Origin of the sequence: Marinobacter sp. bablab_jr003 (assembly GCF_016464245.1) — a bacterium.
In the GTDB taxonomy this organism is placed as follows: domain Bacteria; phylum Pseudomonadota; class Gammaproteobacteria; order Pseudomonadales; family Oleiphilaceae; genus Marinobacter; species Marinobacter vinifirmus.
In genome coordinates this window covers 1-25,450 of the sequence record NZ_JADARC010000059.1, presented here as the reverse complement: position 1 = coordinate 25,450, position 25,450 = coordinate 1, and the positions used below count along the sequence as shown (strand labels likewise).

General features: G+C 58.9%; 23 protein-coding genes and 1 tRNA gene. 4 read left to right on the top strand and 20 right to left on the bottom strand.

Going from position 1 to position 25,450, the window contains the following annotated elements; all coding sequences use genetic code 11:
- Window positions 1-8: 8 nt before the first annotated feature.
- The 3 genes from H3Z84_RS06675 to H3Z84_RS06665 all read right to left on the bottom strand — a co-directional run bounded on the left by H3Z84_RS06675 (window position 9) and on the right by H3Z84_RS06665 (window position 4,312).
- On the bottom strand, window positions 9-431 hold the full coding sequence (locus H3Z84_RS06675) for a hypothetical protein (RefSeq protein WP_199456925.1): 423 nt from the start codon (window positions 429-431) through the stop codon (window positions 9-11).
- 132 nt (window positions 432-563) lie between these two features.
- Window positions 564-3,194: an AAA family ATPase gene (locus H3Z84_RS06670; protein WP_199456924.1), complete on the bottom strand. Its 2,631-nt coding sequence runs from the start codon at window positions 3,192-3,194 to the stop codon at window positions 564-566.
- The gene (locus H3Z84_RS06665) at window positions 3,191-4,312 is read right to left on the bottom strand and encodes a metallophosphoesterase family protein (protein WP_199456923.1); all 1,122 of its coding nucleotides are present in this window, start codon (window positions 4,310-4,312) and stop codon (window positions 3,191-3,193) included. Before H3Z84_RS06665 ends, H3Z84_RS06670 begins: the two co-directional genes overlap by 4 nt.
- Before the next feature lie 253 nt (window positions 4,313-4,565).
- On the opposite strand from H3Z84_RS06665, the gene H3Z84_RS06660 reads away from it, so the two are divergent.
- Window positions 4,566-4,642: transfer RNA gene (locus H3Z84_RS06660), tRNA-Met, on the top strand.
- A 208-nt stretch (window positions 4,643-4,850) separates the two neighbouring features.
- Here the strand turns inward: H3Z84_RS06660 and H3Z84_RS06655 are convergent.
- From H3Z84_RS06655 to rpsB, 16 genes are all read right to left on the bottom strand, one after another.
- Window positions 4,851-5,729: a DMT family transporter gene (locus H3Z84_RS06655; RefSeq protein ID WP_199456922.1), complete on the bottom strand. Its 879-nt coding sequence runs from the start codon at window positions 5,727-5,729 to the stop codon at window positions 4,851-4,853.
- 1 nt (window position 5,730) lies between these two features.
- Window positions 5,731-6,333: a ribonuclease HII gene (gene rnhB, locus H3Z84_RS06650; RefSeq protein WP_094624771.1), complete on the bottom strand. Its 603-nt coding sequence runs from the start codon at window positions 6,331-6,333 to the stop codon at window positions 5,731-5,733.
- Window positions 6,333-7,511, bottom strand: coding sequence for a lipid-A-disaccharide synthase (gene lpxB, locus H3Z84_RS06645; RefSeq protein WP_199456921.1), 1,179 nt, complete (start codon window positions 7,509-7,511; stop codon window positions 6,333-6,335). The genes rnhB and lpxB overlap by 1 nt, the downstream gene beginning before the upstream one ends.
- A gap of 14 nt (window positions 7,512-7,525) precedes the next feature.
- A complete protein-coding gene (lpxA, locus tag H3Z84_RS06640; protein WP_199456920.1) occupies window positions 7,526-8,317 on the bottom strand; it encodes an acyl-ACP--UDP-N-acetylglucosamine O-acyltransferase in 792 nt (263 codons plus the stop codon).
- Window positions 8,317-8,751 (bottom strand): 3-hydroxyacyl-ACP dehydratase FabZ, encoded by a 435-nt coding sequence (gene fabZ / locus H3Z84_RS06635; protein ID WP_199456932.1) that lies wholly within the window; start codon window positions 8,749-8,751, stop codon window positions 8,317-8,319. The genes lpxA and fabZ overlap by 1 nt, the downstream gene beginning before the upstream one ends.
- Window positions 8,752-8,768: 17 nt before the next feature.
- Entirely contained in the window at window positions 8,769-9,794 is a 1,026-nt protein-coding gene (gene lpxD / locus H3Z84_RS06630; protein ID WP_199456919.1) for a UDP-3-O-(3-hydroxymyristoyl)glucosamine N-acyltransferase, read from the bottom strand.
- Window positions 9,795-9,833: 39 nt separating this feature from the next.
- Window positions 9,834-10,331: an OmpH family outer membrane protein gene (locus H3Z84_RS06625; RefSeq protein WP_058340184.1), complete on the bottom strand. Its 498-nt coding sequence runs from the start codon at window positions 10,329-10,331 to the stop codon at window positions 9,834-9,836.
- A gap of 42 nt (window positions 10,332-10,373) precedes the next feature.
- Window positions 10,374-12,692 carry an outer membrane protein assembly factor BamA gene (gene bamA / locus H3Z84_RS06620; RefSeq protein WP_199456918.1) on the bottom strand — a complete coding sequence of 773 codons (2,319 nt, stop codon included), beginning with the start codon at window positions 12,690-12,692 and terminating at the stop codon, window positions 10,374-10,376.
- 45 nt (window positions 12,693-12,737) lie between these two features.
- Complete coding sequence (rseP, locus tag H3Z84_RS06615; protein WP_199456917.1) at window positions 12,738-14,087, bottom strand: RIP metalloprotease RseP; 1,350 nt, start codon at window positions 14,085-14,087, stop codon at window positions 12,738-12,740.
- 49 nt (window positions 14,088-14,136) lie between these two features.
- On the bottom strand, window positions 14,137-15,321 hold the full coding sequence (gene ispC / locus H3Z84_RS06610) for a 1-deoxy-D-xylulose-5-phosphate reductoisomerase (protein WP_199456916.1): 1,185 nt from the start codon (window positions 15,319-15,321) through the stop codon (window positions 14,137-14,139).
- Window positions 15,318-16,169 carry a phosphatidate cytidylyltransferase gene (locus H3Z84_RS06605; protein WP_199456931.1) on the bottom strand — a complete coding sequence of 284 codons (852 nt, stop codon included), beginning with the start codon at window positions 16,167-16,169 and terminating at the stop codon, window positions 15,318-15,320. The genes ispC and H3Z84_RS06605 overlap by 4 nt, the downstream gene beginning before the upstream one ends.
- A gap of 19 nt (window positions 16,170-16,188) precedes the next feature.
- Complete coding sequence (gene uppS / locus H3Z84_RS06600; RefSeq protein WP_058340187.1) at window positions 16,189-16,959, bottom strand: polyprenyl diphosphate synthase; 771 nt, start codon at window positions 16,957-16,959, stop codon at window positions 16,189-16,191.
- A gap of 62 nt (window positions 16,960-17,021) precedes the next feature.
- Window positions 17,022-17,579 (bottom strand): ribosome recycling factor, encoded by a 558-nt coding sequence (gene frr / locus H3Z84_RS06595; protein WP_022989866.1) that lies wholly within the window; start codon window positions 17,577-17,579, stop codon window positions 17,022-17,024.
- A gap of 18 nt (window positions 17,580-17,597) precedes the next feature.
- On the bottom strand, window positions 17,598-18,326 hold the full coding sequence (gene pyrH / locus H3Z84_RS06590; RefSeq protein ID WP_022989865.1) for a UMP kinase: 729 nt from the start codon (window positions 18,324-18,326) through the stop codon (window positions 17,598-17,600).
- 181 nt (window positions 18,327-18,507) lie between these two features.
- The gene (gene tsf / locus H3Z84_RS06585) at window positions 18,508-19,377 is read right to left on the bottom strand and encodes a translation elongation factor Ts (protein WP_022989864.1); all 870 of its coding nucleotides are present in this window, start codon (window positions 19,375-19,377) and stop codon (window positions 18,508-18,510) included.
- A 95-nt stretch (window positions 19,378-19,472) separates the two neighbouring features.
- Window positions 19,473-20,222 carry a 30S ribosomal protein S2 gene (gene rpsB, locus H3Z84_RS06580; RefSeq protein ID WP_199456915.1) on the bottom strand — a complete coding sequence of 250 codons (750 nt, stop codon included), beginning with the start codon at window positions 20,220-20,222 and terminating at the stop codon, window positions 19,473-19,475.
- A 303-nt stretch (window positions 20,223-20,525) separates the two neighbouring features.
- On the opposite strand from rpsB, the gene map reads away from it, so the two are divergent.
- From map to dapC, 3 genes are read left to right on the top strand one after another with little or no spacing between them, the layout of a single operon-like run.
- Window positions 20,526-21,296, top strand: a complete 771-nt coding sequence (gene map, locus H3Z84_RS06575; protein ID WP_199456914.1) for a type I methionyl aminopeptidase — start codon at window positions 20,526-20,528, stop codon at window positions 21,294-21,296.
- Entirely contained in the window at window positions 21,297-23,942 is a 2,646-nt protein-coding gene (locus H3Z84_RS06570) for a [protein-PII] uridylyltransferase (RefSeq protein ID WP_199456913.1), read from the top strand.
- Complete coding sequence (gene dapC / locus H3Z84_RS06565; protein WP_199456912.1) at window positions 23,939-25,135, top strand: succinyldiaminopimelate transaminase; 1,197 nt, start codon at window positions 23,939-23,941, stop codon at window positions 25,133-25,135. Before H3Z84_RS06570 ends, dapC begins: the two co-directional genes overlap by 4 nt.
- Window positions 25,136-25,269: 134 nt before the next feature.
- Here dapC and H3Z84_RS16920 read toward each other — a convergent pair.
- The coding region (locus H3Z84_RS16920; protein WP_206768851.1) for a hypothetical protein at window positions 25,270-25,450 on the bottom strand (181 nt) is incomplete at its 5' end.

The window sequence follows — 25,450 nt, the reverse complement described above, 5'->3', positions numbered from 1 at the left end:
GTTGGAAATTAGTTGTCGATGGTGTCAGCCAGGGCCTGGGCCGCATCCAGGGTCATACGCAAGGCCATGGCCAGGTTCTCGCTGCGGTCTACACAGACAGACAGCGCAAACTGGTGCTGCTTGCAGGGCAAGCGCACAGTGATGATGGAACCGTGGCTGGTGGCAATTACGTTGTGGGAGCACCGGCTCTGCAGGATTTCCCGGCTGAATGCCTCGCTAAGAGACATCAGGGAACAACCCAGTGCGGCCACCCGACTGCTGCGGATGGCATCATTACTGGCAGTAAAAGCCAGTGAACGACCGTCCAAGGTAGTCACCGAAGCGAATACGCCGGCACTGTTGTTGCCCAGCACCCGGTCCAGGGTGGCCTGGCAGGCTTCGCTGAACTGGTCAACAACATTGGAATTTGCTTGTTTATCGGTAGCTTGCACAGGCCCAACCTATCACTTAGTTAAAACACATAGTTTCGACAAATCGAAACAGGTGACAGTGTTACGGCCTGAAAAGACAGGCAGATCAGTTATGTCGTAATAAGTTTCAGTTATTTTACGGAATTTTTCGTTTCAGCTTTTCAGCTTCTGGAGGTCAATGGGCGGAACCCCGAGGTCTTGCCATTTCTCGGGATGACAGGTGAACAGCAGGATCTGGTGCCGGCTGGCAGCATCGAACAAGATACGTTTCATGTCTTCCAGCCGGTTCTGGTCGCTGTGCACCAGGGTGTCGTCCAGGAGAATCAGGGTGGGCCTTTGAGCTTCCCTCAACAGGTCGGCATAGGCCAGGCGGCTGATCAGCCCCATCTGTTCCCGGGCACCAAAACTCAGTTCGGCAATCTGGCCCAGCTCATTTCCCCGGTTGAAAGTTCCCGGCCGCAGGTGTTCGTCCACCTCCAGCGTTGCATTCGGAAACAGCAGCGACAGGTAATGGTTAAGATGTTTTTGCAATGGGGCCTGCAGGCGCCGGGTCAGCGCCTGGCGTTTGTCCGTCAGCAATGTGAGCAGCAAATCCAGTGCCCGGGCGCGGCGATCCAGCTCCTGGTAGCGGCGCTGGCACTGTTCCAGCTCCGCCTGCTTCTCGCTCAATTGCTCTTCCAGGCCTTCGGCACCCCAGGCTTCAAGCCGAACACGAATATCCCGAAGTTCCCGCTGCCGGTCTTCCTGGGTTTGCTGCAAAGTCTGGATCGTGCGCTGAAAACGGTCGATATCCTGCCGCAGGATATCCGGCCGGGCCTCGCGGATTTGCTGTTCCCGCTTCGCCATGCTCTCGCGCAGGCTGACCTGTTGCCGCTCGATCCGGGCAAGCTCAGCCGTTAATCGGGTCAACTGTTGCTGGCGCTCGGGGCTGTTGCCCTCGTCTTCCAGCCGCAGCCATTCGGCCTTTGCGTTATCCCGGGCCTGCTTGCCGGTGAGCAGTTGAGCCTGATGGCTGCGGTCGCTGGCCTCGGCGTCATTCAAGCGCTTCTCGGCACTGGCCAGGGCGTTTTCGGCCGAGGCCAGATCCAATACCTGAACTTCCTGATCCGATACGGGAGTGGCTTCCAGTTTTTCACGAACAGCTTTCAATTCTGCCTGCAGTTCCGCCAGCTCGGTTTCCAGTGGCTCCAGACCGGCCGGGGCGACCGAACGCAACAACTCGACGGCATGCTTACGTTTTTGCTCCGCTGCCTCCCAGGCGGAAGCACGGCTGTCTGCCTGCTCAACGGACGCCACAGCCATGGCCTGCAATTGCTCGTCCAGGGACTGTTCGAGCGTTTCGAGCTTGCGTCTGGTACTGGCCAGCTCCTCGCCGCCCGGGGCGATGCCCAGGGTGCCTACGCCCGGAATAACCAGCTGCGAGGCTTCCAGCAATTGCTGTTCTCCCTGCCCCTCCAGTTGCCGGTCGTCGAGGGTAATACTAGCGCCGGGCTGCAGCTGCCAGCTCAGGCGGGTGGCAACGGTGCCGGAACGGATGGTTTCGTCATTCAGTTCCCTGGCGGTTGTTTTCAGGCGGGCCACCGCGGCGGTATCAATGCGGTTTGCCTTTGCCTCTTCCCGGGCCTCGTCAACCTGTTGCTGGTATTCCCGGGCCCTGGCCAGGTTCTGGCTGAGGGCCTGCTGTCGCTGTTCAGACTGGCGCAGATCCTGCTCCAGCCGCTGCCGGATTTCCTGCTGGCGAGCAAGTTGCAGTTGTGACCGGGCATTTTCATAGGCAGCCCGGGCATCGTTCAGGGCGCCAGCCAGGGCAGCGGTCTGCTGCCCAGTTTGTTGCAGTTTGCGTTCGGCACTCTCCAGTTCTGCCTTGCGGGCGCTGCGCTGTTCGTCCAGCCGACTCAGGTGGCCGAGGTTCTGCTCCAGCAGCTCGCGGTTCTGAACCAGCTGCGCCAGGGTATTCTTTTCCTGTTCCTGCTGCTGTTCCAGCTGCTCGACCTGCTGCAGCTGTTCACGGGCCTGGTCCAGTTGCCGCCGTGCGTCGTCCCAGGGCTTTTCCTGTTCGGTGCGATCAAACGCCTGCGACAACTGCCCGAGGCGATCCACCTGCCCCTGATACTGCTCAACCCGCAGCTGCAAATCGTCGACCTGTTGCTGCAGATCTTCACGCTCTTTATCCAGCTTTTTGTAGTCACCCTTGGGCTGGCCGGTAGCCGTCAGCAACACCTCGCGCTTGCCTTTTACTTCCTCGATGACTGCATCGCCGCCGGTGCTGGCCACCTCGCCTACCAAGGCATTGAGGGCAGATTTCAGGTGATCGCCCGCGTGTTCAACGGCTTGTTCGATATCCTGCCCCGTGCCCTGCTCTACCCACAGCAAGCCCGGAATACCCCAATGCTCCGCTTTGCTGGCACCCCGCTTGGGATACTGGTAACCCAACAGCTCCGCCAGCTTTTCCTCCGCATCGTCTTCGCTCCAGGTCTCATTGCCGACCGACAAGTCACAGCGGGTGCGTTTCAGGAAACTTTTAACCAGGCGCCATTGGGCCCCCTGATGCTCGAAGGCCAGTTCAACGGTGGGAGCGGCTGCAGAGTCGCCCCAGGGGCGAAGGTCGTCCACCGCCTGGGATCGGTAACGTTCAAAGAACGCCGCCCGGATGGCACGCACCAGGGTACTTTTGCCGGATTCATTGGGCCCGTGGATCAGGTTCAGGCCAGGCTGAAGATGCTCAAGGGCAAAGGGTTGGCGAAACTGGCGCAGCTGTTCCACTTTCAGGCTCTGCAGTTTCATTGGCCTGCCTCCTGAGCCGGTGTTTTCAGCATGGAGGCCAGAATGGCCAGGGCATCCCGGGCGGCTTCGCCCTGTTCCCCGGCTTGCTGCTCCCGCAGGGTTTCGACCACCTCGCCAACGTAGCCGTCGGCTTTCAGGGCAGCAATATCGTCGTCGGTGGGTGCCAGCTGCAGGTTACTGCGCTCGCAACGAATGCTGCGGAAACGGGCTTCGGCAACCGACAATCCATGCAGCAGCTTTTCTTCGCCCGCCAGGGTGATCAGGCCGTCCAGCCGAAGATCCACCACCGAGGATTCGGGCAGGTTTTGCAGGCGTTCCAGTAACTGGTCCAGGTCTGATTCCACAGAAAGGGTTTCCCGCCATTGATGCCACTGGTAACGACCGGTGGCTACCACCTGAACCTGCGGCAGCTCGCCCGGCCCGGCAATATCGACAATCAGGGCATTACCGGCCTCGTTATTCCGGAACCGCTCCGGCTCCGGGGTACCGCTGTACCAGGTGCGTTCGTTGATTTCCCTGGTGCCGTGCCAGTCTCCCAATGCCAGGTAATCCAGCTTGCTGGCTTGGGCCCGGTCCGGCGCAATGGGGTTGGTGGAATCGATTTCAGCCGCCAGCAATCCCTGCACACTGCCATGGGCAAGCCCCACCCGAACCCATCCTGCCGGGGTCTCGTAGCGGCCGAAAGCTTCTGTCAGATCACCATAGGTATGGCGCTGGGTCAGAGGTGCGTTCAGTATGGCGAGACCTTCGGCAGCCAGTTCGATAACGCCCGGTTCCAGCGCCAGGTGCACGTTATCCGGCACTGCACCCAACCGTTGAGCGCGGGTCCAGACACTTTCGGCGAGCGCCGCATCATGGTTACCCGGCAGCATTACCCAGGGGCCAGGGAATCCCTTGGTGGCATTGAACACCCGGCGAATGGTGCGATCAGATACCGTCTGGGCATCAAACACATCACCGGCCACCAGCACCGCCTGGCACTGATGTTCATTGGCAAGCCGGGCCAGCTTTTCTATGGCTTCGAACCGGGCTTCCACCAGCGCTGCACCGTCTTCGGTTTCAAAACGGCTGTAGGTACGCCCCATTTGCCAGTCGGCGGTGTGTAGAAATCTTGGCATTGCGTGCCCCTTCAAAATGTAGACTTTCGCTTAATCGCTTGCCGATTCTGGCGTGGGAGCCCGGCGGCTTCTGTACCATCCTAATCATGCTTGGGCTTCATGCAAGCAACCTTCACAGCTAACCCTGACGGTATTTTCAAGGGTTACAGTGAACAACGAAAGTCTTAAATAAGGTTTGACAAGCACCCTGCCCAGCTGTATTATGCGCACCTCGTTGATCGGGGCCAGCCCCGAAGCCAACAACCAGTTTTGATGCGGGGTGGAGCAGTCTGGTAGCTCGTCGGGCTCATAACCCGAAGGTCGTAGGTTCGAATCCTGCCCCCGCTACCATAAAAAAGAAAGGCAGATCAGTCACTTACTGGTCTGCCTTTTTTGCATCTGGGGCCGCCAAATTCCCCTGTGACGTATATGTGACATATATGTGCCAATCCTTGTGGCCCCCTATTTGGGTGGTTAGGTGAAATTGACCGTAAGTCCGCCACGCCGGCCACACCCTCGTTCACCGCAATGCTGGTCGCTTAGTCCGCCTTACCAGTCTTCACGTCCGCACTGGCGCAGGAGGCGCCTCCCGCTGGGACCAGACCGCCTGCACCACGCCCGAGACGATGATCAACGCGCCACCGGACATTTGCAGCAGGTTCAGGCTTTGGTCAAACAGCAGCCAACCCAGGATAATCACCGTAATCGGCTCCAGATATGCGAGGGTGCCGTAGGTTGCCGCTGGCAATGCCTTTAACGCCACCACCGCCAGCATGATCGCCAGGAAGCCGGGTAGCACGCCGGCCGCCGCCAACCAGCCCCATTGCCCAGCCTGGATGCTTTCTTCCTGCATGAGCATCAGCGGCAGCATGCAAAGTGCCCCGGCCAGCATTTGGTACCCGCTTCGGGTCAGTACATGCACCCGTTCGTGAATCAAGCGGTTGGTCAGGATAAACGCGGCGTAGCAGAGCATGGCGCACAGGGCATAAAGCAGGCCTGCCGCCTCTTCCGCGCGTCCGGAGAGGTTAAAGTTGAATTCCATCATCATGGCAAAGCCGAACAGCGCTAAGGCGATCAAGGCTGCACCCAGGCCCGACAGCCGCTCCCCCATGAAAAAATGCGCCACTATCGACGCCGCAGCCGGGGCCAGGTACAGCAGCATCACGGCGTTGGCCATGCTGGTGTAATTCATGGCCATTACGTAGAACACCACAAAACCGGCCAGGAATGCCCCGGTTACCAGAACCTTGAAACCGGGCCAGGTGAATACCTTTGCTCGCTGTCCAGTCAGCAGGAGAAACGCGGCCATTAATGCCGCCCCTATAAACAAGCGATAGAAGGTAACAGTTTCCGCGCTGACACCGGCATACACCGAGATGGCGCCAATGGTGCCCATAAAAACTGCGGCAAACACGGCGGCAAGTATGTGCGAATTCATTTTACAAACACTCCCGGACGGGACGAAACGACCGCCGGTGCTCCGGCGTTGCACCTAACCGCTTCAGCGCTTCCAGGTGCACGGGTGTGGGATAACCTTTGTGCTGGGCCAATCCGTAGCCGGGATATTGCTGTTCCAGCATCTCCATTTCCCGGTCGCGGGTGACTTTGGCGAGGATAGACGCGGCGCTGATGGCCTCTACCCGGGCATCGCCCTTCACCACCGGCTCGGAGGGCCAGCGCCAATCCGGGCAACGGTTGCCGTCTACCAATACGTATTCAGGTTCGAGAGCCAGGCCCTCCACTGCACGGGTCATGGCCAGCAAGGTAGCCTGGTAGATATTGATCTGGTCAATTTCCGCCGCCTCACACCGGCCCAGGCTCCAGGCCGCGGCCTTTTCGAGAATCTCGTCGTAAAGCTTCAGGCGGCGTTTTTCGGTGAGCTTCTTGGAATCGGCCAGGCCTTCGATGGGCCGCTCCGGGTCCAGGATCACGGCCGCAGTCACCACTGCACCAATCAGCGGGCCACGGCCCACTTCATCAACCCCGGCCAGTAACCGGCCCTTGTAGCTACACTCAAACGGTGGAAGGTCTTTTGCGGCCATCAGCGCCGGCGCCCCATTAACTCGGAAATAGCGGTTGCAGCGCGTTCGTCCGCATTCTGGCGCAGGCTTTCGTGCAACTCGGTGAAGGCTTGCTGCAACTGCTCGCGCTCTTCGGTGTTCTCCATGCGCTCCAGCACGGCGGCGCCCAGGGCCTCCGGTGTGGCGTCATCCTGCAGCAACTCCGGTACCAGGCCTTTTTGCGCCAGCAGGTTCGGCAGGGCCACCCAGGGCACCTTCACCAGACGGGACAGCAGTTTGTAGCTGAGGTTGCTCAACCGGTAGCCCACCACCATGGGGCGCTTGAGCAGCATGGCTTCCAGGGTTGCCGTGCCGGACGCCAGCAACACCACATCGCTGGCGGCCATCACTTCCCGGGAACGACCGCGTACCAGCGTAACCGGCAGTTTCACTTCCAGCGCCTCTACCAGACCCTCTACCTGTTTCTCCCGGTCCCGGTTGACGCAGGGAATCACCAGCTGGATATCCGGGCGGCGCTCCTGCAGCCAGCGGGATGCCTCCAGAAACAGGGTGCCAAGGCGCTCAACTTCCCCACCCCGGCTGCCCGGCAATACCGCCAGAACAGGCTGATCGGGGTTCAAGCCAAGTGCCTTGCGGGCCGCCCCTGTATCTGGCTGCATGGGAATTCTGTCAGCCAGCGGGTGCCCCACAAAGGCCACCGGCACATTGTGCTCTTCGTAGAAACGGGCTTCGAAGGGAAACAGGGTGAGCATCAGGTCGACAGACTTGGCAATCTTGAAGATTCGCTTCTGGCGCCAGGCCCAGACCGAGGGGCTTACATAATGAACCGACGGAATACCGGCTTCCCGGCAGCGGCGTTCAATCGCCAGGGTGAAATCCGGGGAATCGATACCGATGACCACATCCGGCGGTGTGGTGAAGAAGTATTCCAGCAGGCGGGCACGGATACTGAACAGCTCGCGAATGCGCCCGAGCACTTCCACCAGCCCCATCACGGAAAGCCTTTCCAAGGGTACCAGGGAGTGAAAGCCTTCGGCGATCATTTCGTCGCCGCCGATGCCCACAAAGCGGGCTTTCGGATAGCGTTTGCGCAACGAGCGAATCAGCCCGGCACCGAGGATATCCCCCGATGCCTCGCCGGCGATGATTGCAATGGTTACGTTGCGGGAGCTGACCTGCCCGGTTTCAGCGGTTGCCACCAGGGCCTCCTGGCTCAGCGAATGATGCCGCGATCCGCTCCCCGGAGCGAGTCAATCAGCGGGCGGACTTCCGGCACGTCATTGAAGGACTTCTCGAGTTCTTCAACCGCCTGCTCGGTGGTCAGACCCTGACGGTAAACCACCTTGTAGGCGCGGCGCAGGGCCATCAGCACGTCTTTGCTGAAGCCACGACGCTTCAGGCCTTCCACATTCATGCCGTGGGGCTGGGCAGACTGGCCAGACGCCATCACATAGGCGGGAATGTCTTTGAGTACGATGCTGCCGCCAGCCGCCATGCTGTGGGGGCCGATGTGGCAGAACTGGTGCACCATGGTGCCACCACCGAGAATAGCGTGGTCGCCTACGGAAACGTGGCCGGCCAGCGTGGCGCAGTTGGCCAGGATGGTGTTGTCGCCTACGATGCAATCATGGGCCACGTGCACATAGGCCATCAGCAGGTTGCCGCTGCCAATGCGGGTTTCACCCCGGTCCTGAACCGTGCCACGGTGAATCGTGCAGTTTTCGCGGATAACATTGTTATCACCAATCACCAGCGTGGTGGGCTCGCCGGCATATTTCTTGTCCTGGCACTCTTCACCGATGCTGGAAAACTGAAAAATGCGGTTATTGCGACCGATTACCGTTGGGCCCTTGACCACCACGTGGGAGAGAATCTCGGTACCTTCGCCGATCTCCACACCGGGGCCGATGTAACTCCAGGGGCCTACGGTTACGTTGTCTGCCAGTTTGGCTGACGGGTCTACAATCGCCTGAGGATGGACACCCGACCAGTCATTTGTCGCCATCAAACTTCTCTCTCAGCGGTCATAATTTCTGCCACGCACACCACTTCGCCATCAACGAGTGCCCGGCAATTGAATTTCCAGATACCGCGCTTGGCGGAGACAAATTCAGCCTCCATATCCATGCGGTCTCCCGGCACCACGGGGCGCTTGAAGCGCGCTTTGCTGGAGCCAGCCAAATATTGTATCACGCCATCAGAGGGTTTCCGTTCTACGGTCACAAAACCGAGAATGCCCGCCAACTGGGCCATGGCTTCGATAATCAGCACGCCAGGCATGATCGGGTTATCCGGGAAGTGCCCGGTAAAGAACGGCTCGTTGAAGGAGATGTTCTTGTAGCCCTTGATCGACTTCCCCCTCTCCACATCGGTAACCCGGTCTACCAGCAGAAACGGGTATCTGTGTGGCAGGTACTCAAGAATCTCATCAATCTTCATCTGCATGTTGATCGGCCTCAGCCCTCTGATTTCTTTTCCAGTTCTTTTATGCGCCGGGCCAGACTGTCCAGTTGCCTGAAACGCACGGCGTTCTTGCGCCAGTTCCGGTTGGTGTCAGCGCTGGTGCCGGAAGAATACACGCCCGGCTCGCGGATATCACCCGTTACCAGCGTCATGCCGGTAAGATGTACCTGATCCCCGATCTCCAGGTGCCCTGCCACCCCGGAGGCGCCACCAAACACACAGTGTTTGCCGATGCGGGTACTGCCGGCGATACCGACCATGGCAGCCATGGCGCTGTGATCACCGATATGAACGTTATGGGCGATCTGGATCAGGTTATCCAGCTTCACACCGTTGCCAATGACTGTGCTGTCGAGCGCGCCACGGTCGATGGTAGTGTTGGCGCCCACTTCCACATCATCACCCAGCACCACACCGCCAAGTTGGGCAATGCGGTGCCACTGGCCCCGCTCGTTGGCAAAGCCGAAACCGTCTGAACCGATCACCGCACCACTGAGGATATGGCAACGCTGCCCCACTACAATGTCGTGGGCCAGGGTAACCCGGGGGCGGATAATCGTGTGGCCTCCGATGCGGCTGCGTGCGCCGATGACGGTGCCGGCGCCTATTACAACGTGGGCTCCAAGATGCACACCGGCTTCGATGACCGCGTGGGGCCCCACGCTGGCAGTGTTGTCTATGCTGGCGCTCTCATCTACCACAGCGGTGGGATGAACACCGGCTGATTCCACCGGCGCAGGGTCAAACCAGTGACTGAGGCGAGCATAGCCCATGTACGGGTTGTCCAGTAACAGGACATTGGTAGGGCAATCATCCGCAGCTGCGGGTGAGAGGATAACCGCACCGGCCCGGGTGTCTTGCAGGTATTTGCCGTAGGCCGGATTGGCCAGAAAGCTGATCTGATCCGGGCCGGCGGCCTGCAAGGTGGCCAGGCCGCTGACCATGATATCGGGGTCTCCCCGGAGACTGGCTCCCAACGCATCGGCTATTTCCTGGAGCCGATAGGACTTCTGTGACATTGCCTTCTCCAAACACCGGGGCGGGGAGCCCCTTGTTCTTTACTTGTTCAGTTTGTCCAGCAGCTGGGACGTCAGATTCATTTCCGGCTTCACGTAAACCACCGCTTCGCTGGGCAGGATCAGGTCCAGGTCATGCTCTTCCAGCAGTTCTTTGACAGCCACGTCTACTTCCGGGCGGGCATTTTCAAGGAACTGCTGCTTGCGCTGGTTAACCGTGGCATCGAGGCGTTGCTTGAGAAAGTTGAACTCCTGCACCTTCTCCTGGAATTCGCCCGCCACCTTGTTACGCTCGCTTTCGTTCATCATCGAACCGTCTTTCTCCAGGCGGTCTTTCAGCTTGCGGGCTTCTTCCTGGGCCTGACGAACCTTTTCTTCATCTCCGGCGAAGTCCCGCTGCAGCTGCTGGCTGAAGGTCTGGGCGTCATCCGAGGAAAACAGGGCCTGGCGCAGATCCACCACACCAATGCGGGTTTCGGCAGCTGCCTGGGCCGAAAAGGCCAGCAAGGCGGCACCAATCAAAGCAGTCACACGGTTCATCATCAATCTCCTTTGTTTCATCCTTTATTTTTTATAGTGGTGTCAGAACGTCTGGCCCAGCGAGAACTGGAATACCTGGGTATCGTCACCTGCCTTGTCATTAAGTGGCTTGGCCAGGCTGAATGCAAGCGGGCCCACGGCCGTGATCCACTGGAAGCTGACACCCGCGGCGGTGCGCACTTCTGTCAGTTCCGGATCGAACCCGCGCTCGGTGTCGAACACCTGCCCGGCATCCAGGAAGAACGAGGTTCTCATGGAGCGGGAATCCCCGGCGAACGGTGTCGGGAAGATCAACTCGAGGCCAGCTTCGGTGAGCAGGTTGCCGCCAAATGGATCCTGATCCGAGAAATCGTTGGGAGCATTCTCCGCCAGGTTACCCAGCGAGTTCGCGCGGTAACCGCGCACCGAGCCATAACCACCGGAGTAGAAATGCTCGAAGAACGGCATCTGGGTGCGGTCACCATAACCGTCCCCGTATCCGATTTCTGTTCGGGCTCTCACAATCCAGTCCTGTGCATCAGTCACCGGGAAGTAGAAGTCGGTACGGTGTGAAGCCTTGTAGAAGGTCAGGTCACTGCCCGGTACCGCGACATCCAGCGACAGCGAATGGCTGTAACCGTCGGTTGGCAACACGCCCCGGTTGAGGGTGCTGCGGCGCCAGTTACCAAACAGGAAGTAGTTGGTAAAGGAGTCACCTTCCTCCGCCACGAAGTCACGGACTTCCTGGGCAGAGAACACCCCGGGCTTGATATCGGAACGAGTAATGCCGGCGCCAAAACTCAGGCGGGTGATAGAATCTGTCGGATAACCGAAGGTCAGGCGGCCGCCATATTCATCCAACAGGTAGGAGGAGATATCCTCTTCCTCGTAGTCGGTTTCCCGGGCGAACAGGCTGAAGCCGCGGCTTACGCCATCGACGGTGAAGTAAGGGTCCAGGTAGGAAACGTTGGCGCTCTTGACCGAGTCACTCACGTTTACACCGAACGACACCCGTTTGCCGCTGCCGAAGAAATTGTTTTCAGACACCGAGGCACCAAGGATCACACCGGAGTTCTGGGAGAAACCCACAGACGCCGACAGGCTGCCGGTCGGCTGTTCCTGCACGCTGTAGTTCACATCCACCAGGTCATCGGTGCCGGGGACCGGGACGGTTTCCACATCCACCGTCTGGAAGAAGCCGAGGCGCTCAAGGCGGGTCTTGGAAAACTCGATGCGGTCAGACGATGCCACGCCACCTTCCATCTGGGTCATTTCCTGGCGCAGCACTTCGTCCTTGGTGGATACATTGCCTTCGAAATTGACCCGGCGCACGTAGGCCCGTTTGCCCGGCTCAATGAAAAAGGTCACCGCGGTGGTATTGTCCTCGCCCGGTTCCGGCACGGCGTTCACGTTGGCAAAGGCATAGCCCTCACGCCCAAGGCGGAACGACAGGGCTTCGGAAATGGCGGTCATCTGGGCCCGGGAGAACACATCGCCCTCTTTAACCGGGATCAGCTTGCGCAATTCCTCTTCTTCAACAATCAGGTTACCGCGCAGGCGGATGTCAGAGATGGTGTACTGGGGGCCTTCATCCAGGGCGATGGCGATAAACACCTGCTTCTTGTCCGGTGAAATGGACACCTGGCTGGATTCGACGCTGAAATCCAGGTAACCGCGGTTCAGGTAGAACGACCGCAGAGATTCCAAATCACCACTCAGGCGTTCCCGGGCGTACTTGTCTTTGTTGGTCAGTGAGTTCCACCAACTGCTGGTGCGCAGCTCGAACAGGTCGATCAGCTCTTCGTCGCTGAAATCCTTGTTGCCGATGATGTTGATGTGCTGGATGGCGGCTACCGAGCCTTCGTTGATACCCAGGCGCACGGCTACCCGGTTGCGGGGCAACTCTTCTGCGGTCGCTTTGACCCGGGCGTTGTATCGGCCCTGGGCAATGTAGGAGCGCAGGATTTCCAGCTCCAGGCGCTCCAGCGTGGCCCGGCGGAACACCTGCCCTTCTTCCAGGCCCGCCCCGGCCAGGGCATCCATCAGCATATCGGTTTCGATGTTCTTGTTGCCTTCGATCTCGATGGAGGAAATCGATGGCCGCTCCTTCACCGTCAGAATCAGCACGCCACCATCACGGCTGGCCTGGATATCGGTAAACAATCCGGTGCCGAACAGATCCTTGATGGCGCCCGCCAGGCGGGTTTCGTCAATCTGCTCACCAATATTGACCGGGAATCCGGCAAATACGGAACCGGCGGATACCCGCTGCAGGCCTTCTACCTCGATGTCCGCAACCGTAAATTCATCCGCCAGCGCTGGCTTCATACCGGTTGCGGTAATGGCGAGGCCAACGGCTACAGCTAGAAGGGAACGTCTCATTCAGTTTTATCGCCTGGTTAATGTGCGGTAAGGAGCCCGCAATTCTCACAACCGCATCAGGTCGTTGTAAAGAGCAAACACCATTAAACTCAGAATCAAAGCCATACCAATTCGTAATCCCAGCGCCTGCGCGTGCTCCGACACCGGCTTCCGGCGGATGGCTTCGATGGTGTAATACACGATGTGGCCGCCGTCCAAAACCGGAACCGGCAGCAAGTTCAAAACCCCGAGACTGACGCTCAGATACGCCAGGAACCGGACAAAATCCTCGAATCCGGAACTGACGCTGGCTTCCGCCACCCGGGCGATGGTGATCGGCCCGCTCAGGTTAGTGGGCGACAACAGGCCGGTGACCATCTTCTTGATGGCCACCAGTGTCAGCCGGGTGTCGGCCCAGGTTTCTTCAAGCGCATTGGGAATCGCCGCCAGCGGGCCGTAGCTAATCTCCCGAAGCACGCTGTCCGGCCAGCTTATGGCCTGCACCCCGGCGCCCACAAAACCGATGTCCTGGCCGTCTTCCAGCGTTCTGGTGGCCGGCGTTACCGGAACATCCAGAGTCTGCCCGTTCCGCTCCACGGTTAACTGCAGCTGCTGCTCCGGGGACTCGCGAATGATATCTACCAGCGCGAACCAGTCCGCCACCGGCTCACCGTCTACAGCGGTAACCCGGTCACCGGGCTGCAACCCCGCCATGGAGGCGCGGCCGTCTTCACTGATCTGACCCAGCACCGCCGGTACGTCCGGGCGCCAGGGGGTGATGCCGAATTCCGCCAGCGGATTGGGTTCGTCGTTGCTGAGGTTCCAGCCGTTCAGCGGGGCTGAAAAGGTACCACGGGCACCATCACGGGAAACCTCCAGCGAAATGGGGCCCTGCTCCCCTGCCCGCTCCAGCAGGCGCATATTCACGTCGCGCCAGGATGTTACCTGGCGGCCATCCACCCCCAGAATTTCCATACCTTCCTGCAGGCCCGCGCGCTCGGCCACGCTGTCTGGCGCCACTTCGCCAACAATGGGTGCTACCGTGGTCACTCCCACCACACTGATCAGCCAGTAGGCAAAGATAGCGAAAATAAAGTTGGCGACGGGCCCTGCTGCCGCAATGGCAATGCGCTGGGATGGCGGCTTGGAGGTGAAGGCCTGGTCTTCCAGTTCGGCCGGCACAGGGCCTTCCCGGGCGTCCAGCATTTTCACGTAGCCGCCAAGAGGGATGGCGGCTACGGCAAATTCGGTGCCGTGGCGGTCGTACCAGGAAAACAGCGGCTTACCGAAACCCACAGAGAAACGCAGCACTTTGACTCCGCAGCGGCGAGCGACCCAGAAATGGCCGAACTCGTGCAGCGTCACCAGAATGCCGAGGGTTAGTGCAAGTGCCAGTACGCTTTGAATAATCTGCATAGACTGTCCGGTTGATAACTGAAAGCCGGCGCAACACGCCCCGCCGGAATCAGACCGATAAAAGGCGAATCTGTTCCATTGCCCGTTCGCGGGCTTCGGCGTCTTTCTGGAAGATGGTATCGAAACTGTCCGCCGATACCACTTCGGTGGCCGCCAGTGTTCGCTCTATGATAACGGGGATGTCCGCAAAGCACAGCCCGCCTTCCAGGAATGCCGCCACGGCCACTTCGTTAGCGGCGTTGAGGACGGCTGGCGCGGTGCCACCGGTGGCGAAGGCTTCAGCAGCCAGCCTCAGGCACGGAAAACGCTGCAAGTCCGGTCGCTCGAAGTGAAATCGGCCGATGGCGAACAGGTCCAGGGGAGCGACCCCGGCTTCAATACGCTCCGGCCAGGCCAGGCCATTGGCGATGGGAGTTCGCATATCCGGGCTGCCCAACTGTGCCAGCACCGAGCCGTCTGCATACTCAACCATGGAATGGATGATACTTTCGGGGTGAACATGTACCTCGACCTTGTCCGGCGAGGTATTGAACAGCCAGCAGGCCTCGATAAGCTCCAGGCCCTTGTTCATCAGGGTGGCGGAATCAACGGAAATCTTCTGGCCCATGGACCAGTTGGGGTGGGCACAGGCCTGGGCAGGTGTTACCGAGCGCAACTGTTCGGCCGGCAAAGTTCGAAACGGCCCGCCAGAGGCGGTGAGCAGAATGCGGGTTATGCCAGCCGCTTGCGGATCACGCACCTTGTCTGCCGGCATGCACTGGAAGATGGCATTGTGTTCCGAATCGATAGGCAGCAGTTCAGCACCGGATTCAGCCACGGCATCCATAAAGAGCTGGCCGGACATGACCAGGGCTTCTTTATTGGCCAGCAGTACTCGTTTGCCAGCGCACGCCGCCGCCAGTGTCGGCGCCAGCCCGGCAGCCCCGACAATCGAAGCCATTACGGTGTCGGCCTGTTCGGCTGCTGCCACGTCAATCAGCCCTTGCTCGCCACTGAGCACGTCAATGTCGGGGCAATCGGCGAGCAGGCCAGCCAGTTCCTCTGCCGCCCCGGCATCCGCCATCACCGCTACCCGGGGGCGGAATTCCCGGCAAAGCGCGGCTAATTCCGGTGCCCGTGTTCCCGCCGTGAGGGCGTGAACCGAGAAACGCTCCGGGTGCCGCCGAATAACATCCAGGGTACTCAGGCCTATTGAGCCGGTTGCCCCCAGTACCGTAATGCTGCGTGTGATCATAAATTCCAGACACCCGTAGACAGCCAGCCCAGCAGCGTGATCATCAGGGCAAAGACGGGAATCGCGGCAGTAAGGCTGTCAATACGGTCCATAATGCCGCCGTGCCCGGGCAGCAACTGGCTGCTGTCTTTGATACCACGGAATCGCTTTAGCATGCTTTCCAGCAAATCCCCCAGCACCGATACCAGGCCGGTAACGAGGCTTGCCAGCACCAGCAGAACGGTTTGCACGGCACCGGCGCCGGCAATCAGGCTGGCCGCCACTGCCAGGGCAGCAACCGCAACCAGGCCGCCCCACACGCCAGCCCAGGATTTACCGGGGCTCACTTTCGGTGCCAGCTTCGCCTTGCCGAAGGCCCGGCCGGCAAAATAGGCGCCGATATCCGCTACCCAGACCACCAGGAAGATATAGAGAATGGCCAGCAGGTTATTGGTCAGCTCACCGAACTGGAAGCTGCCGGTACGCAGGTGGTTCAGCCCTACCCAGGCGGGAATCAGCACAAACAGCCCCATCAGGGCGCGCAGCGGCATGGCACCCCAGCGATCGGAGCCCGCCGGGTAACGACTTACCAGCCCGAAGCACACCAGCCACCAGAGCAGGGCGAGCCAGAGCACTGTTATGGCCGGCACCTGCAACTGCCAGATCACGGCCAGAAGCCCTGCCATGATCAGGGCATAAATCACGCGCCCCGGCTGGCCTTCGATACCGGACATATTGGCCCACTCCCAGGCGCCAAGGGAGATAATGGCACCGGTAAACAGGGCGAAGCCCACCGGAGGCAGGAAGAAAATCCCGCCGATCGCGATAGGAGCCAGGATAAGCGCGGTAATAATTCGGGTTTTTAACACGGTGTTGGTCGCTATATCGTTATTGTTTTGTGGCGCGGGCGGCAATCTGGTCATCGGTTTGCCCGAACCGGCGCTTGCGCCCGGCGTAGGCTTCCAGCGCCTTCTGCATTTGATCGGCCTTGAAGTCCGGCCAGAACACCTCAGAGAAATAGAACTCGGTGTACGCCAGGTGCCACAACAGGAAATTGCTGATGCGCTGCTCGCCAGCCGTACGGATCAGCAAGTCAGGCATGGGCAGGTCACCGATACTCAGGTGCTGCTGGATCAGGTCATCAGTGATATCTGAAGCTTCCAGCTCGCCAGCGCGCACTTTTTGGGCCACTTGCCGGGTGGCCTCGGTAATATCCCAGTGGCCGCCGTAATTGGCGGCAATCACCAGGGTCATGGCGGTGTTGTCACGGGTGAGCGTTTCAGCCCGCTCCATGTGTTCCTGGAGGGTCGGATTAAACGCGGAGCGGTCGCCGATAATGCGAAGGCGAATGTTATTCCTGTGCAGCTTGCGGACTTCCCGCTCCAGGGCAATCAGGAACAGGCGCATCAGCGCCGAAACCTCGTCTTTCGGACGACGCCAGTTCTCACTGGAAAACGCAAACAGGGTGAGCACTTCCACGCCTTGCCGGGCACAGGTTTCTACCACGGCTTTCACCGCATCCACGCCGGCCTTGTGGCCTGCCACTCCCTTGAGCCGGTGCGCCTTGGCCCAGCGGTTATTGCCATCCATGATAATGGCCACGTGCCGGGGGCGGCTGTCTGCCTCCACCGGAATTTCTGCGGTTACTTGTCCCGTCATGAAATCCTCTGCGCGGCGGACATCCAGCCGCCGCTCATTCTGCTCTGAACAGACCCGGGCGATTATACCGCCATCAGGTCCTCTTCCTTCACCTTCAGCAGCTTGTCCACTTCAGCGATGTGCTTGTCGGTCAGCTTCTGGATTTCTTCTTCGCCACGGCGCTGGTCGTCTTCGCTGATATCCTTGTCCTTCAGCAAATCCTTCAGCATGCTGTTGGCGTCCCGGCGGGCGTTACGGATAGAAACCCGGCCGTGCTCGGCATCGGCCCTGGCCTGCTTGACCATTTCCTTACGGGTTTCTTCGGTCAGCATGGGCATAGGTACGCGAATGGCGTCGCCATTGGTGGACGGGTTCAGGCCCAGGTCAGACATCATGATGGCTTTTTCGATGGTCGGTACCAAGTTCTTTTCCCAGGGCGCCACCAACAGGGTGCGGTTATCTTCTACGTTCACGCTTGCCACCTGCTTCAGGGGCGTTTCCTGGCCGTAGTAGTTCACCATTACGCTGTCGAGAATGGCCGGATGGGCACGGCCGGTACGGATTTTGTTAAACGCCGAACCCAGAGCCTCCAGGCTCTTTTTCATTTTCTTTTCGGCTTCTGCTTTGATGTCGTTAATCACGTAAAAATCCTCAATTCGTTATTCAATCAGTGTGCCTTCTCTCTCACCCGTCACAATGCGGGTAAGAACGCCGGGCTGGTTCATGTTGAAAACCCGCAGCGGCATACCGTGGTCCTGGGCGAGGACGATGGCTGTCAGATCCATCACACCCAATTTCTTTTCCAGAACCTCATCGTAGGTCAGGTGGTCATATTTTACTGCGGTAGGATCAAGATTGGGATCGGCAGAGTATACGCCATCCACCTTGGTGGCCTTGAGCACCGCATCTGCTTCGATCTCGATACCGCGCAGGCAGGCCGCCGAATCCGTGGTAAAGAACGGGTTACCGGTGCCGGCGCTGAAGATCACCACGTCGCCTTCTTTCAGGTCGCGCACGGCGCGGCGGCGGTCGTAATGTTCAACAATACCACTCATGGGGATGGCAGACATAACGCGGGTACGAATGTTGGAGCGTTCCAGGGCGTCACGCATGGCCAGGCCGTTCATCACCGTGGCCAGCATACCCATGTGGTCGCCGGTTACGCGGTCCAGGCCGGCAGCGCTCAGTGCGGCGCCACGGAACAGGTTACCACCACCAATCACCAGCCCCACCTGAACACCAATGCCTATCAGGGCACCGATTTCCAGGGCCATGCGGTCAAGAACTTTGGGATCAATACCGAAATCGTGCTCGCCCATCAGGGCTTCACCACTGAGTTTGAGCAGAACGCGCTTGTATCTGGGCTGGGTTTTTGAAGATGTCGACATGGTGATCCCCTTCTCGTCTGTTGGCTATCCGGTATCAAACCCGCTGCAGGCTTGTATCTGACATACTCCTCGAAAAAGGGGGATCTCAGATACAAGCCCGCCACGAAAGCCGGGAAAACCCGGCTGACGTGGCAGACTCAGGTAGCCCTGCCGCTTTGCGCGACCGGGCCGGGAAGAGGGATCAGGCCTTGCCTGTGCCAGCGGCAGCAGCCACTTCAGCGGCGAAATCCACTTCTTCTTTCTCGATGCCTTCACCCACTTCCAGGCGAACGAAGCCAACCAGGTCGCCACCGGCGGCCTTGATCAGATCACCCACTTTCTGGTCAGGGTTCTTGACGAACGGCTGCTCAACCAGGCTGTTCTCAGCCAGGAACTTCTTGATACGGCCACCCATCATCTTTTCAATGATCTCTGCAGGCTTGCCTTCCATGTCCGGCTGGGCCTTGATGATTTCCTTCTCTTTTTCCAGCTCTTCGGCAGGCATTTCGTCCGGCTTGCCAACGCGCGGGTTAACAGCAGCAACGTGCATGGCGATGTCGCGGGCCAGCTCTTCGTTACCGGCGCTCAGAGCTACAACAGAAGCAATCTTGTTGTTGCTGTGAACGTAGCCACCTACAACCGGGCCTTCAACCTTGATGATACGACGAACAGTGATGTTCTCGCCGATCTTCTGAACCAGCGCTTCACGCTTGGCTTCCAGATCGCCAGCCATCAGGGCTGCAACGTCGGTTTCGCCTTTTTCGAAAGCAACGTTCAGAACGTCGTTAGCGAAGCCCATGAAGTTGTCGTCACGAGCAACGAAGTCAGTCTCGGAGTTCACTTCCAGAATGTAGGCAACGGTGTTGTCGTCAGACACTTTTACCAGAGACACGCCTTCAGCAGCGGTACGGCCAGCCTTCTTGGCGGCTTTCAGGCCGGAAGACTTACGCAGCTCTTCGATTGCAGCGTCAACGTCGCCACCAGCTTCAACCAGTGCCTTTTTGCATTCCATCATGCCAAGGCCGGTACGCTCACGCAGCTCTTTGACCATTGCAGCGGTAATTGCAGCCATGTTCAATCCTCTTAAATCGTTTCCGAATTCGGTGGGGAGGTATGCCCGGATAAACAGGCGGGCATACCTTACAACTCAAACGTGAAGTTTAAGTGTTACTCGGCAGCCGGAGCAGCGCCTTCGGCGTTCTCGCTGACTTCAACAAACTCGTCAGCACCGCCTGCAGACTGGGAAGCTTCCAGGCAGGTATCAGCAACAGCCTTCACGTAGATCTGGATGGCGCGGATGGCGTCATCGTTACCCGGGATCACGTAGTCAACGCCGTCCGGATCGCTGTTGGTATCAACAACGCCGATTACAGGAATGCCCAGCTTGTTGGCTTCCTTGATGGCGATACGCTCGTGGTCTACGTCGATAACGAACAGCGCGTCAGGCAGGCCGCCCATATCCTTGATACCACCAATGGAGCGCTCGAGCTTGTCCATTTCACGGGTACGCTCAAGGGCTTCTTTCTTGGTCAGCTTGTCGAAAGTACCGTCTTTGCTCTGGGTTTCCAGGTCACGGTAGCGACGGATAGACTGACGGATGGTCTTGTAGTTGGTCAGCATGCCACCCAACCAGCGGTGGTTAACGAACGGCTGGCCAGAACGCTCGGCTTCTTCCTTGATGATCTTGGCGGCAGCACGCTTGGTGCCAACGAACAGGATCTTGTTCTTGTTCTCAGCCAGGGACTGAATGAAGTTCAGGGCTTCATTCATGGCCGGAACAGTCTGCTCCAGGTTGATGATGTGAATCTTGTTGCGGGCACCGAAAATGAACTTGCCCATTTTCGGGTTCCAGTAACGAGTCTGGTGACCAAAGTGAGCACCTGCTTTCAGCAGGTCACGCATATTTACCTGAGCCATGATATTTACCTTTTAGCTTCGGGTTAGACCTCCACGCGTCCGATTGCCCCAACCAGTCTCTGCAAGCGCATTATGTGAGCTGCTAGCAGGTACCGGCACCCTGGGACAACGTGCTGACACGTGTGTGAATTTGCCGGATTCGTTTCCAGCGGGCGCGTTTATACCACAAAGCACCTGCCGCACGCCATTATTTTTGCCCCGCAACTTAACCGGGAGCTATGGCATCCATAGCACCACCCCGCCTTGTACCTTACCCCCATGCCCCTTAAAATGGCTGTTTGACGCAAATCAACAGGAAGTCCGATGCAGGTATCTATCAAGACCCCCGAAGAAATCGAAAAGATGCGCGTAGCCGGCCGCCTGGCTGCTGAAGTTCTGGAGATGATCGACGAGCATGTAAAGCCCGGCGTAACCACCGAGGAACTCGACCGCATCTGCCACGACTACATTGTGAACGAGCAGAAAGCCATTCCGGCCCCGCTCAATTACAAGGGATTTCCGAAGTCTATCTGCACCTCGGTCAACCACGTTGTCTGCCACGGCATCCCTTCAGACAAGAAAGTACTGAAAGACGGCGACATCATTAATATCGACGTGACAGTTATTAAAGACGGCTACCACGGCGATACCAGCAAGATGTGGGTTGTCGGCAAGCCCAAGCCCGGCACCGAGCGACTGATCCAGATTACCCAGGAGTGCCTCTATAAAGGTATCGAACTGGTCAAGCCGGGTGCACGCCTGGGCGACATCGGCCACGTGATCCAGCAGCATGCCGAAAAACACCGTTACTCGATTGTTCGGGATTACTGCGGCCATGGCATTGGCGCGGTATTCCACGAAGAGCCACAGGTGATGCATTACGGCAAGCCCGGCACCGGCCTGGAACTGAAAGAAGGCATGACCTTCACCATCGAACCCATGCTGAACCAGGGCAAGTACCACACCAAGATGCTGGCCGACGGCTGGACCGCCGTGACCAAGGACCACAAATTGTCCGCCCAGTGGGAACACACCATCCTGGTAACTGCCGATGGCCACGAAGTACTGACCAAGCGATCGGAAGAGTCCTTCTAAGTGGACCGGAGTGAGCTGGAGTCCCGCATCTGTAACGACCGCTCACCGGTCTCCGCGGCCCGGCAATTACTGCGGGAGAGTTACGACGCCGATGCCGATGCATTCCGCGAGGGCGCAGACGTCCGGGCCCTGGTTCGCTCAAGGGCCGACACCGTAGACACCGTACTCCGGCTGATCTGGAATCGATATCCGTTCGCCCGCTCCGAAGACATCGCCCTGATTGCCGTCGGTGGCTACGGCCGGGGCGAATTGCACCCCCACTCCGATATTGACCTGCTGATCCTCACCCGCGAGGGCATGGCGCCCGAGTGGCAGGACGATCTGGGCACCTTCATTACCCTGCTGTGGGACCTGAAACTCGATATCGGCCACAGCGTGCGCAGCATGGACGAATCCATCTCCGCCGCGCGGGAAGATATCTCGATACTTACCAACCTGCTGGAAACCCGTACCATTGCCGGGCCAGACAGCCTGCGGCAAGCCTTGAGCGAACAGGCCTACTCCGACGAGGTGAGTTCCGATAAGGCCTACTTTGTGGCCAAGCGGGAAGAGCAGCAGCAACGCCACAATAAATACGGCGACACCGAGTACAACCTGGAGCCCAACGTAAAAGGCTCCCCGGGCGCCCTGCGGGACATCCAGACCATCGGCTGGATTACCAAGCGCCACTTCGGCCTGCAAAGCATCGCCGACCTGACCCGCTTCAGCATCCTCACCGAGGAAGAGCACCAGATTCTGCACGAAGGCGAAACCTTCCTGTGGCGCCTGCGCTATGGCTTGCAGCTGATAGCCGACCGAAACGAGAACCGGCTGCTGTTCGACCACCAGCGGGCACTGGCCCAGATGCTGGGCTACCAGGACCAGGACAAGCGGCTGGGCGTCGAACTGATGATGCAACAGTACTACCGTACGGTGCTGGCCCTGGCCGAAATCACCGATGTGCTTTTGCAGTATTACGACGAAGCGATTATCGGCAGCGGCACGGAAGACGAAACCCGCCCGCTCAACAAGCGCTTCCAGATGCGCAACCTGTATATAGAAGCCATCAACAACCAGGTATTCGCCTACGCCCCCTACGCCATCATGGAAATCTTTGTGCTGATGGCGCAGCACCCGGAGATCAAGGGCATTCGCGCCACCACCATCCGTTCACTGCGGGCGCACCGGCACCTGATTGACGATGCCTTCCGTAACGACCTGGCTGTCACTACCCTGTTCATGGAACTGATGCGCACGCCCCATGCACTGGACCAGACCCTGTCCGCCATGAAGAAGTACAACGTGCTGGGCCGCTACCTGCCGGAGTTTGGCCAGATCATCGGCCAGATGCAGCACGACCTGTTCCATATTTATACCGTGGATGCCCACACCATGCGGGTAATCCGCAACATGGTGCGACTGACCGGCACCGAGGCCCAGAGCGAATACCCCCTGGCCTCGCGCCTGATTCATCGGCTGCCCAAGCTGGATACCCTTTACATTGCCGGCCTGTACCACGATGTGGCCAAGGGCCGGGGCGGTGACCATTCCGAACTGGGCGCTATTGATGCCGAGGCCTTCTGCCAGCGTCATCACCTGAGCGAACGGGATACCCAGCTGATTTCCTGGCTGGTGGAGAACCACCTGTTCATGTCCATGACCGCCCAGCGCAAGGACATTTCCGATCCGGATATCATCCAGGCCTTCGCCCGGGCCATGCCCAGCCAGGCGCACCTGGATTACCTGTACATCCTCACGGTGTGCGACATCAGTGCCACCAACCCGAAACTCTGGAACACCTGGCGCGCCTCGCTGTTGCGCCAACTGTATATCGAAGCCAAGCGAGCCCTGCGCCGGGGTATCGATACCCCGGTAGACCGCCAGGCCTGGATAGACGCCACCCGCGAAGAGGCCCGGGAAATCCTGCGCGCCCAGAACATGACTAACGAACAGATCGACAAAATCTGGGACACGGTCGATGAGGAATATTTCCTGCAGGATTCCACCGTGGATATCGCCTGGCAAACCGCCGCGATTATCCGCCACGGCGACAACCCGGACCCGCTGGTACTGATCCGCGACACCCGGGGTGGCCCCACAGACGGCTATTCGCAAATCATCATCTATATGAAAGACCGGGTTGCCCTGTTTGCCGCCACCACCGCGGTACTGGAACAGCTGAACCTGAACATTGTCGACGCCCGCATCAACTCCAGTGAAGGCCCCTACTCCATCAGCTCCTACGTGGTACTGGACGAGCAGGGCCAACCCCTGGGTGTTGACCCTGCCCGCAAAGAGCGGGTTCGCAAGCGGCTGATCGAAGAACTGGACGATCCGGAAGACTACCCCGACATCATCCACCGGCGCACTCCGCGCCAGTTGAAGCACTTCGCATTTCCTACCGAAGTGACTTTCTCCAACGACACCATTAATCAGCGCACGGTGATGGAAGTCATCACCCCCGACCGTCCGGGCCTGCTGGCACGGATTGGCCAGGTATTACTGGAACACCGGGTGCGCCTGACCAACGCCAAGATTGCCACCCTGGGCGAACGGGTAGAGGACGTTTTCTTTATTACCGACGAACACGGTAAACCCCTGAGCGACCCGAACGTATGCCAGGCCCTACAACAGCACATGAGTAAAATGCTGGACGATATTCAATGAATCCAAACCTGGAAAGACTGCACCCCTACCCCTTTGAAAAGCTGGCCAAACTGAAAGCCGGCATCAGCGTGCCGGAGCACCTTGCACCGATTTCACTGGGCATCGGCGAACCCAAACACCCGTCACCCGCCTTTGTTAAACAGGTGATTGCCGACAACCTGGACAAACTCGCCAACTACCCGACCACCAAAGGCCTGGACGAGCTGCGCGAAGCCATCGCCAACTGGGCCAGCCGCCGGTTCCAGCTGGCCGAGGGCACACTGGACCCGGCAAAACACGTGGTGCCGGTTAACGGTACCCGCGAGGCTATCTTTGCCCTGGTGCAGGCGGTTGTAGATTCCAGCAAGCCAGCAACCGTGGTCAGCCCAAACCCGTTTTACCAGATTTATGAAGGCGCAGCGTTCCTGGCCGGTGCCGATCCGGTCTACCTGCCCTGCGACGCAAGCAACGGCTTTATTCCGGACTTCGATGCGGTTCCGGAATCTGTCTGGAAGGACTGCCAGATTCTGTTCCTGTGCTCCCCGGGCAACCCCAGCGGTGCCGTGATTCCCCGGGAAACCCTGGTGAAAGTGATCGAACTGGCCGACCGCCACGATTTCCTGATCGCCTCCGACGAATGCTACTCCGAACTCTACCCGGACGAAGCCAACCCGCCCGAAGGCCTGCTGCAAACCTGCGCCGCCATCGGCCGGCACGACTTCAAACGCTGCGTGGTGTTCCATAGCCTGTCCAAGCGCAGCAACCTGCCGGGCCTTCGCTCCGGATTTGTGGCGGGCGACGCCGAGGTACTGGCCAGCTACCTGAAATACCGCACCTACCACGGCTGCGCCATGCCCGTTCACAACCAGCTAGCCAGCATCGCTGCCTGGAACGACGAAGACCACGTACGGGAGAACCGTGCCGCCTACCGGGCCAAGTTCGAGGCCGTGGTACCCATCCTGCGCGAAGTGATGAACGTAGACTTCCCGGATGCCGGTTTCTATTTATGGCCGGAAACGCCCATGAGCGACGAAACCTTCGCCCGTGAACTATCCGCCCAGCAGAACGTACACGTACTGCCTGGCCGCTACCTCTCCCGAACCGTAGATGGCCACAATCCCGGCGAAAACCGAGTGCGCATGGCGCTGGTGGCACCGCTGGAGGAGTGTGTGGAGGCGGCACGGCGGATTGTGGAGTTTGTTAAAAATTACTGATTCGCCACGGAAGACACAGAAGGACACGGAAAAATGAAAAGATAAAGACTGTTTTGCCACGAAATCCACGAAAGAACACGAAAGGAAAGACAAAGAATTTTTTAGTTTTTATCCGTCATCTTTGTTCGTGTTTTTTAGTGGATTTCGTGGCAAAAATAATCTTTTCGTCTTTTCTTTCCGTGTCCTTCCGAGATGGGATGGTCTCCTCCCCACTCCAAATCGGCGTCGCAATGCGCCAGGATAGAGGTTGCAGACACTATCCAAGAGTTAAGGAGGAGACCATGCATCAGAATACCGTGATCGGCATCGACCTGG

Excerpts from the sequence above, each read along its gene's own strand:
- H3Z84_RS06670 (WP_199456924.1), bottom strand. The coding sequence starts at position 3,194 with ATGAAACTGCAGAGCCTGAAAGTGGAACAGCTGCGCCAGTTTCGCCAA.
- H3Z84_RS06665 (WP_199456923.1), bottom strand. The coding sequence starts at position 4,312 with ATGCCAAGATTTCTACACACCGCCGACTGGCAAATGGGGCGTACCTAC.
- H3Z84_RS06655 (WP_199456922.1), bottom strand. The coding sequence starts at position 5,729 with ATGAATTCGCACATACTTGCCGCCGTGTTTGCCGCAGTTTTTATGGGC.
- rnhB (WP_094624771.1), bottom strand. The coding sequence starts at position 6,333 with ATGGCCGCAAAAGACCTTCCACCGTTTGAGTGTAGCTACAAGGGCCGG.
- lpxA (WP_199456920.1), bottom strand. The coding sequence starts at position 8,317 with ATGGCGACAAATGACTGGTCGGGTGTCCATCCTCAGGCGATTGTAGAC.
- fabZ (WP_199456932.1), bottom strand. The coding sequence starts at position 8,751 with ATGAAGATTGATGAGATTCTTGAGTACCTGCCACACAGATACCCGTTT.
- lpxD (WP_199456919.1), bottom strand. The coding sequence starts at position 9,794 with ATGTCACAGAAGTCCTATCGGCTCCAGGAAATAGCCGATGCGTTGGGA.
- H3Z84_RS06625 (WP_058340184.1), bottom strand. The coding sequence starts at position 10,331 with ATGAACCGTGTGACTGCTTTGATTGGTGCCGCCTTGCTGGCCTTTTCG.
- bamA (WP_199456918.1), bottom strand. The coding sequence starts at position 12,692 with ATGAGACGTTCCCTTCTAGCTGTAGCCGTTGGCCTCGCCATTACCGCA.
- rseP (WP_199456917.1), bottom strand. The coding sequence starts at position 14,087 with ATGCAGATTATTCAAAGCGTACTGGCACTTGCACTAACCCTCGGCATT.
- ispC (WP_199456916.1), bottom strand. The coding sequence starts at position 15,321 with ATGATCACACGCAGCATTACGGTACTGGGGGCAACCGGCTCAATAGGC.
- uppS (WP_058340187.1), bottom strand. The coding sequence starts at position 16,959 with ATGACGGGACAAGTAACCGCAGAAATTCCGGTGGAGGCAGACAGCCGC.
- pyrH (WP_022989865.1), bottom strand. The coding sequence starts at position 18,326 with ATGTCGACATCTTCAAAAACCCAGCCCAGATACAAGCGCGTTCTGCTC.
- tsf (WP_022989864.1), bottom strand. The coding sequence starts at position 19,377 with ATGGCTGCAATTACCGCTGCAATGGTCAAAGAGCTGCGTGAGCGTACC.
- rpsB (WP_199456915.1), bottom strand. The coding sequence starts at position 20,222 with ATGGCTCAGGTAAATATGCGTGACCTGCTGAAAGCAGGTGCTCACTTT.
- map (WP_199456914.1), top strand. The coding sequence starts at position 20,526 with ATGCAGGTATCTATCAAGACCCCCGAAGAAATCGAAAAGATGCGCGTA.
- dapC (WP_199456912.1), top strand. The coding sequence starts at position 23,939 with ATGAATCCAAACCTGGAAAGACTGCACCCCTACCCCTTTGAAAAGCTG.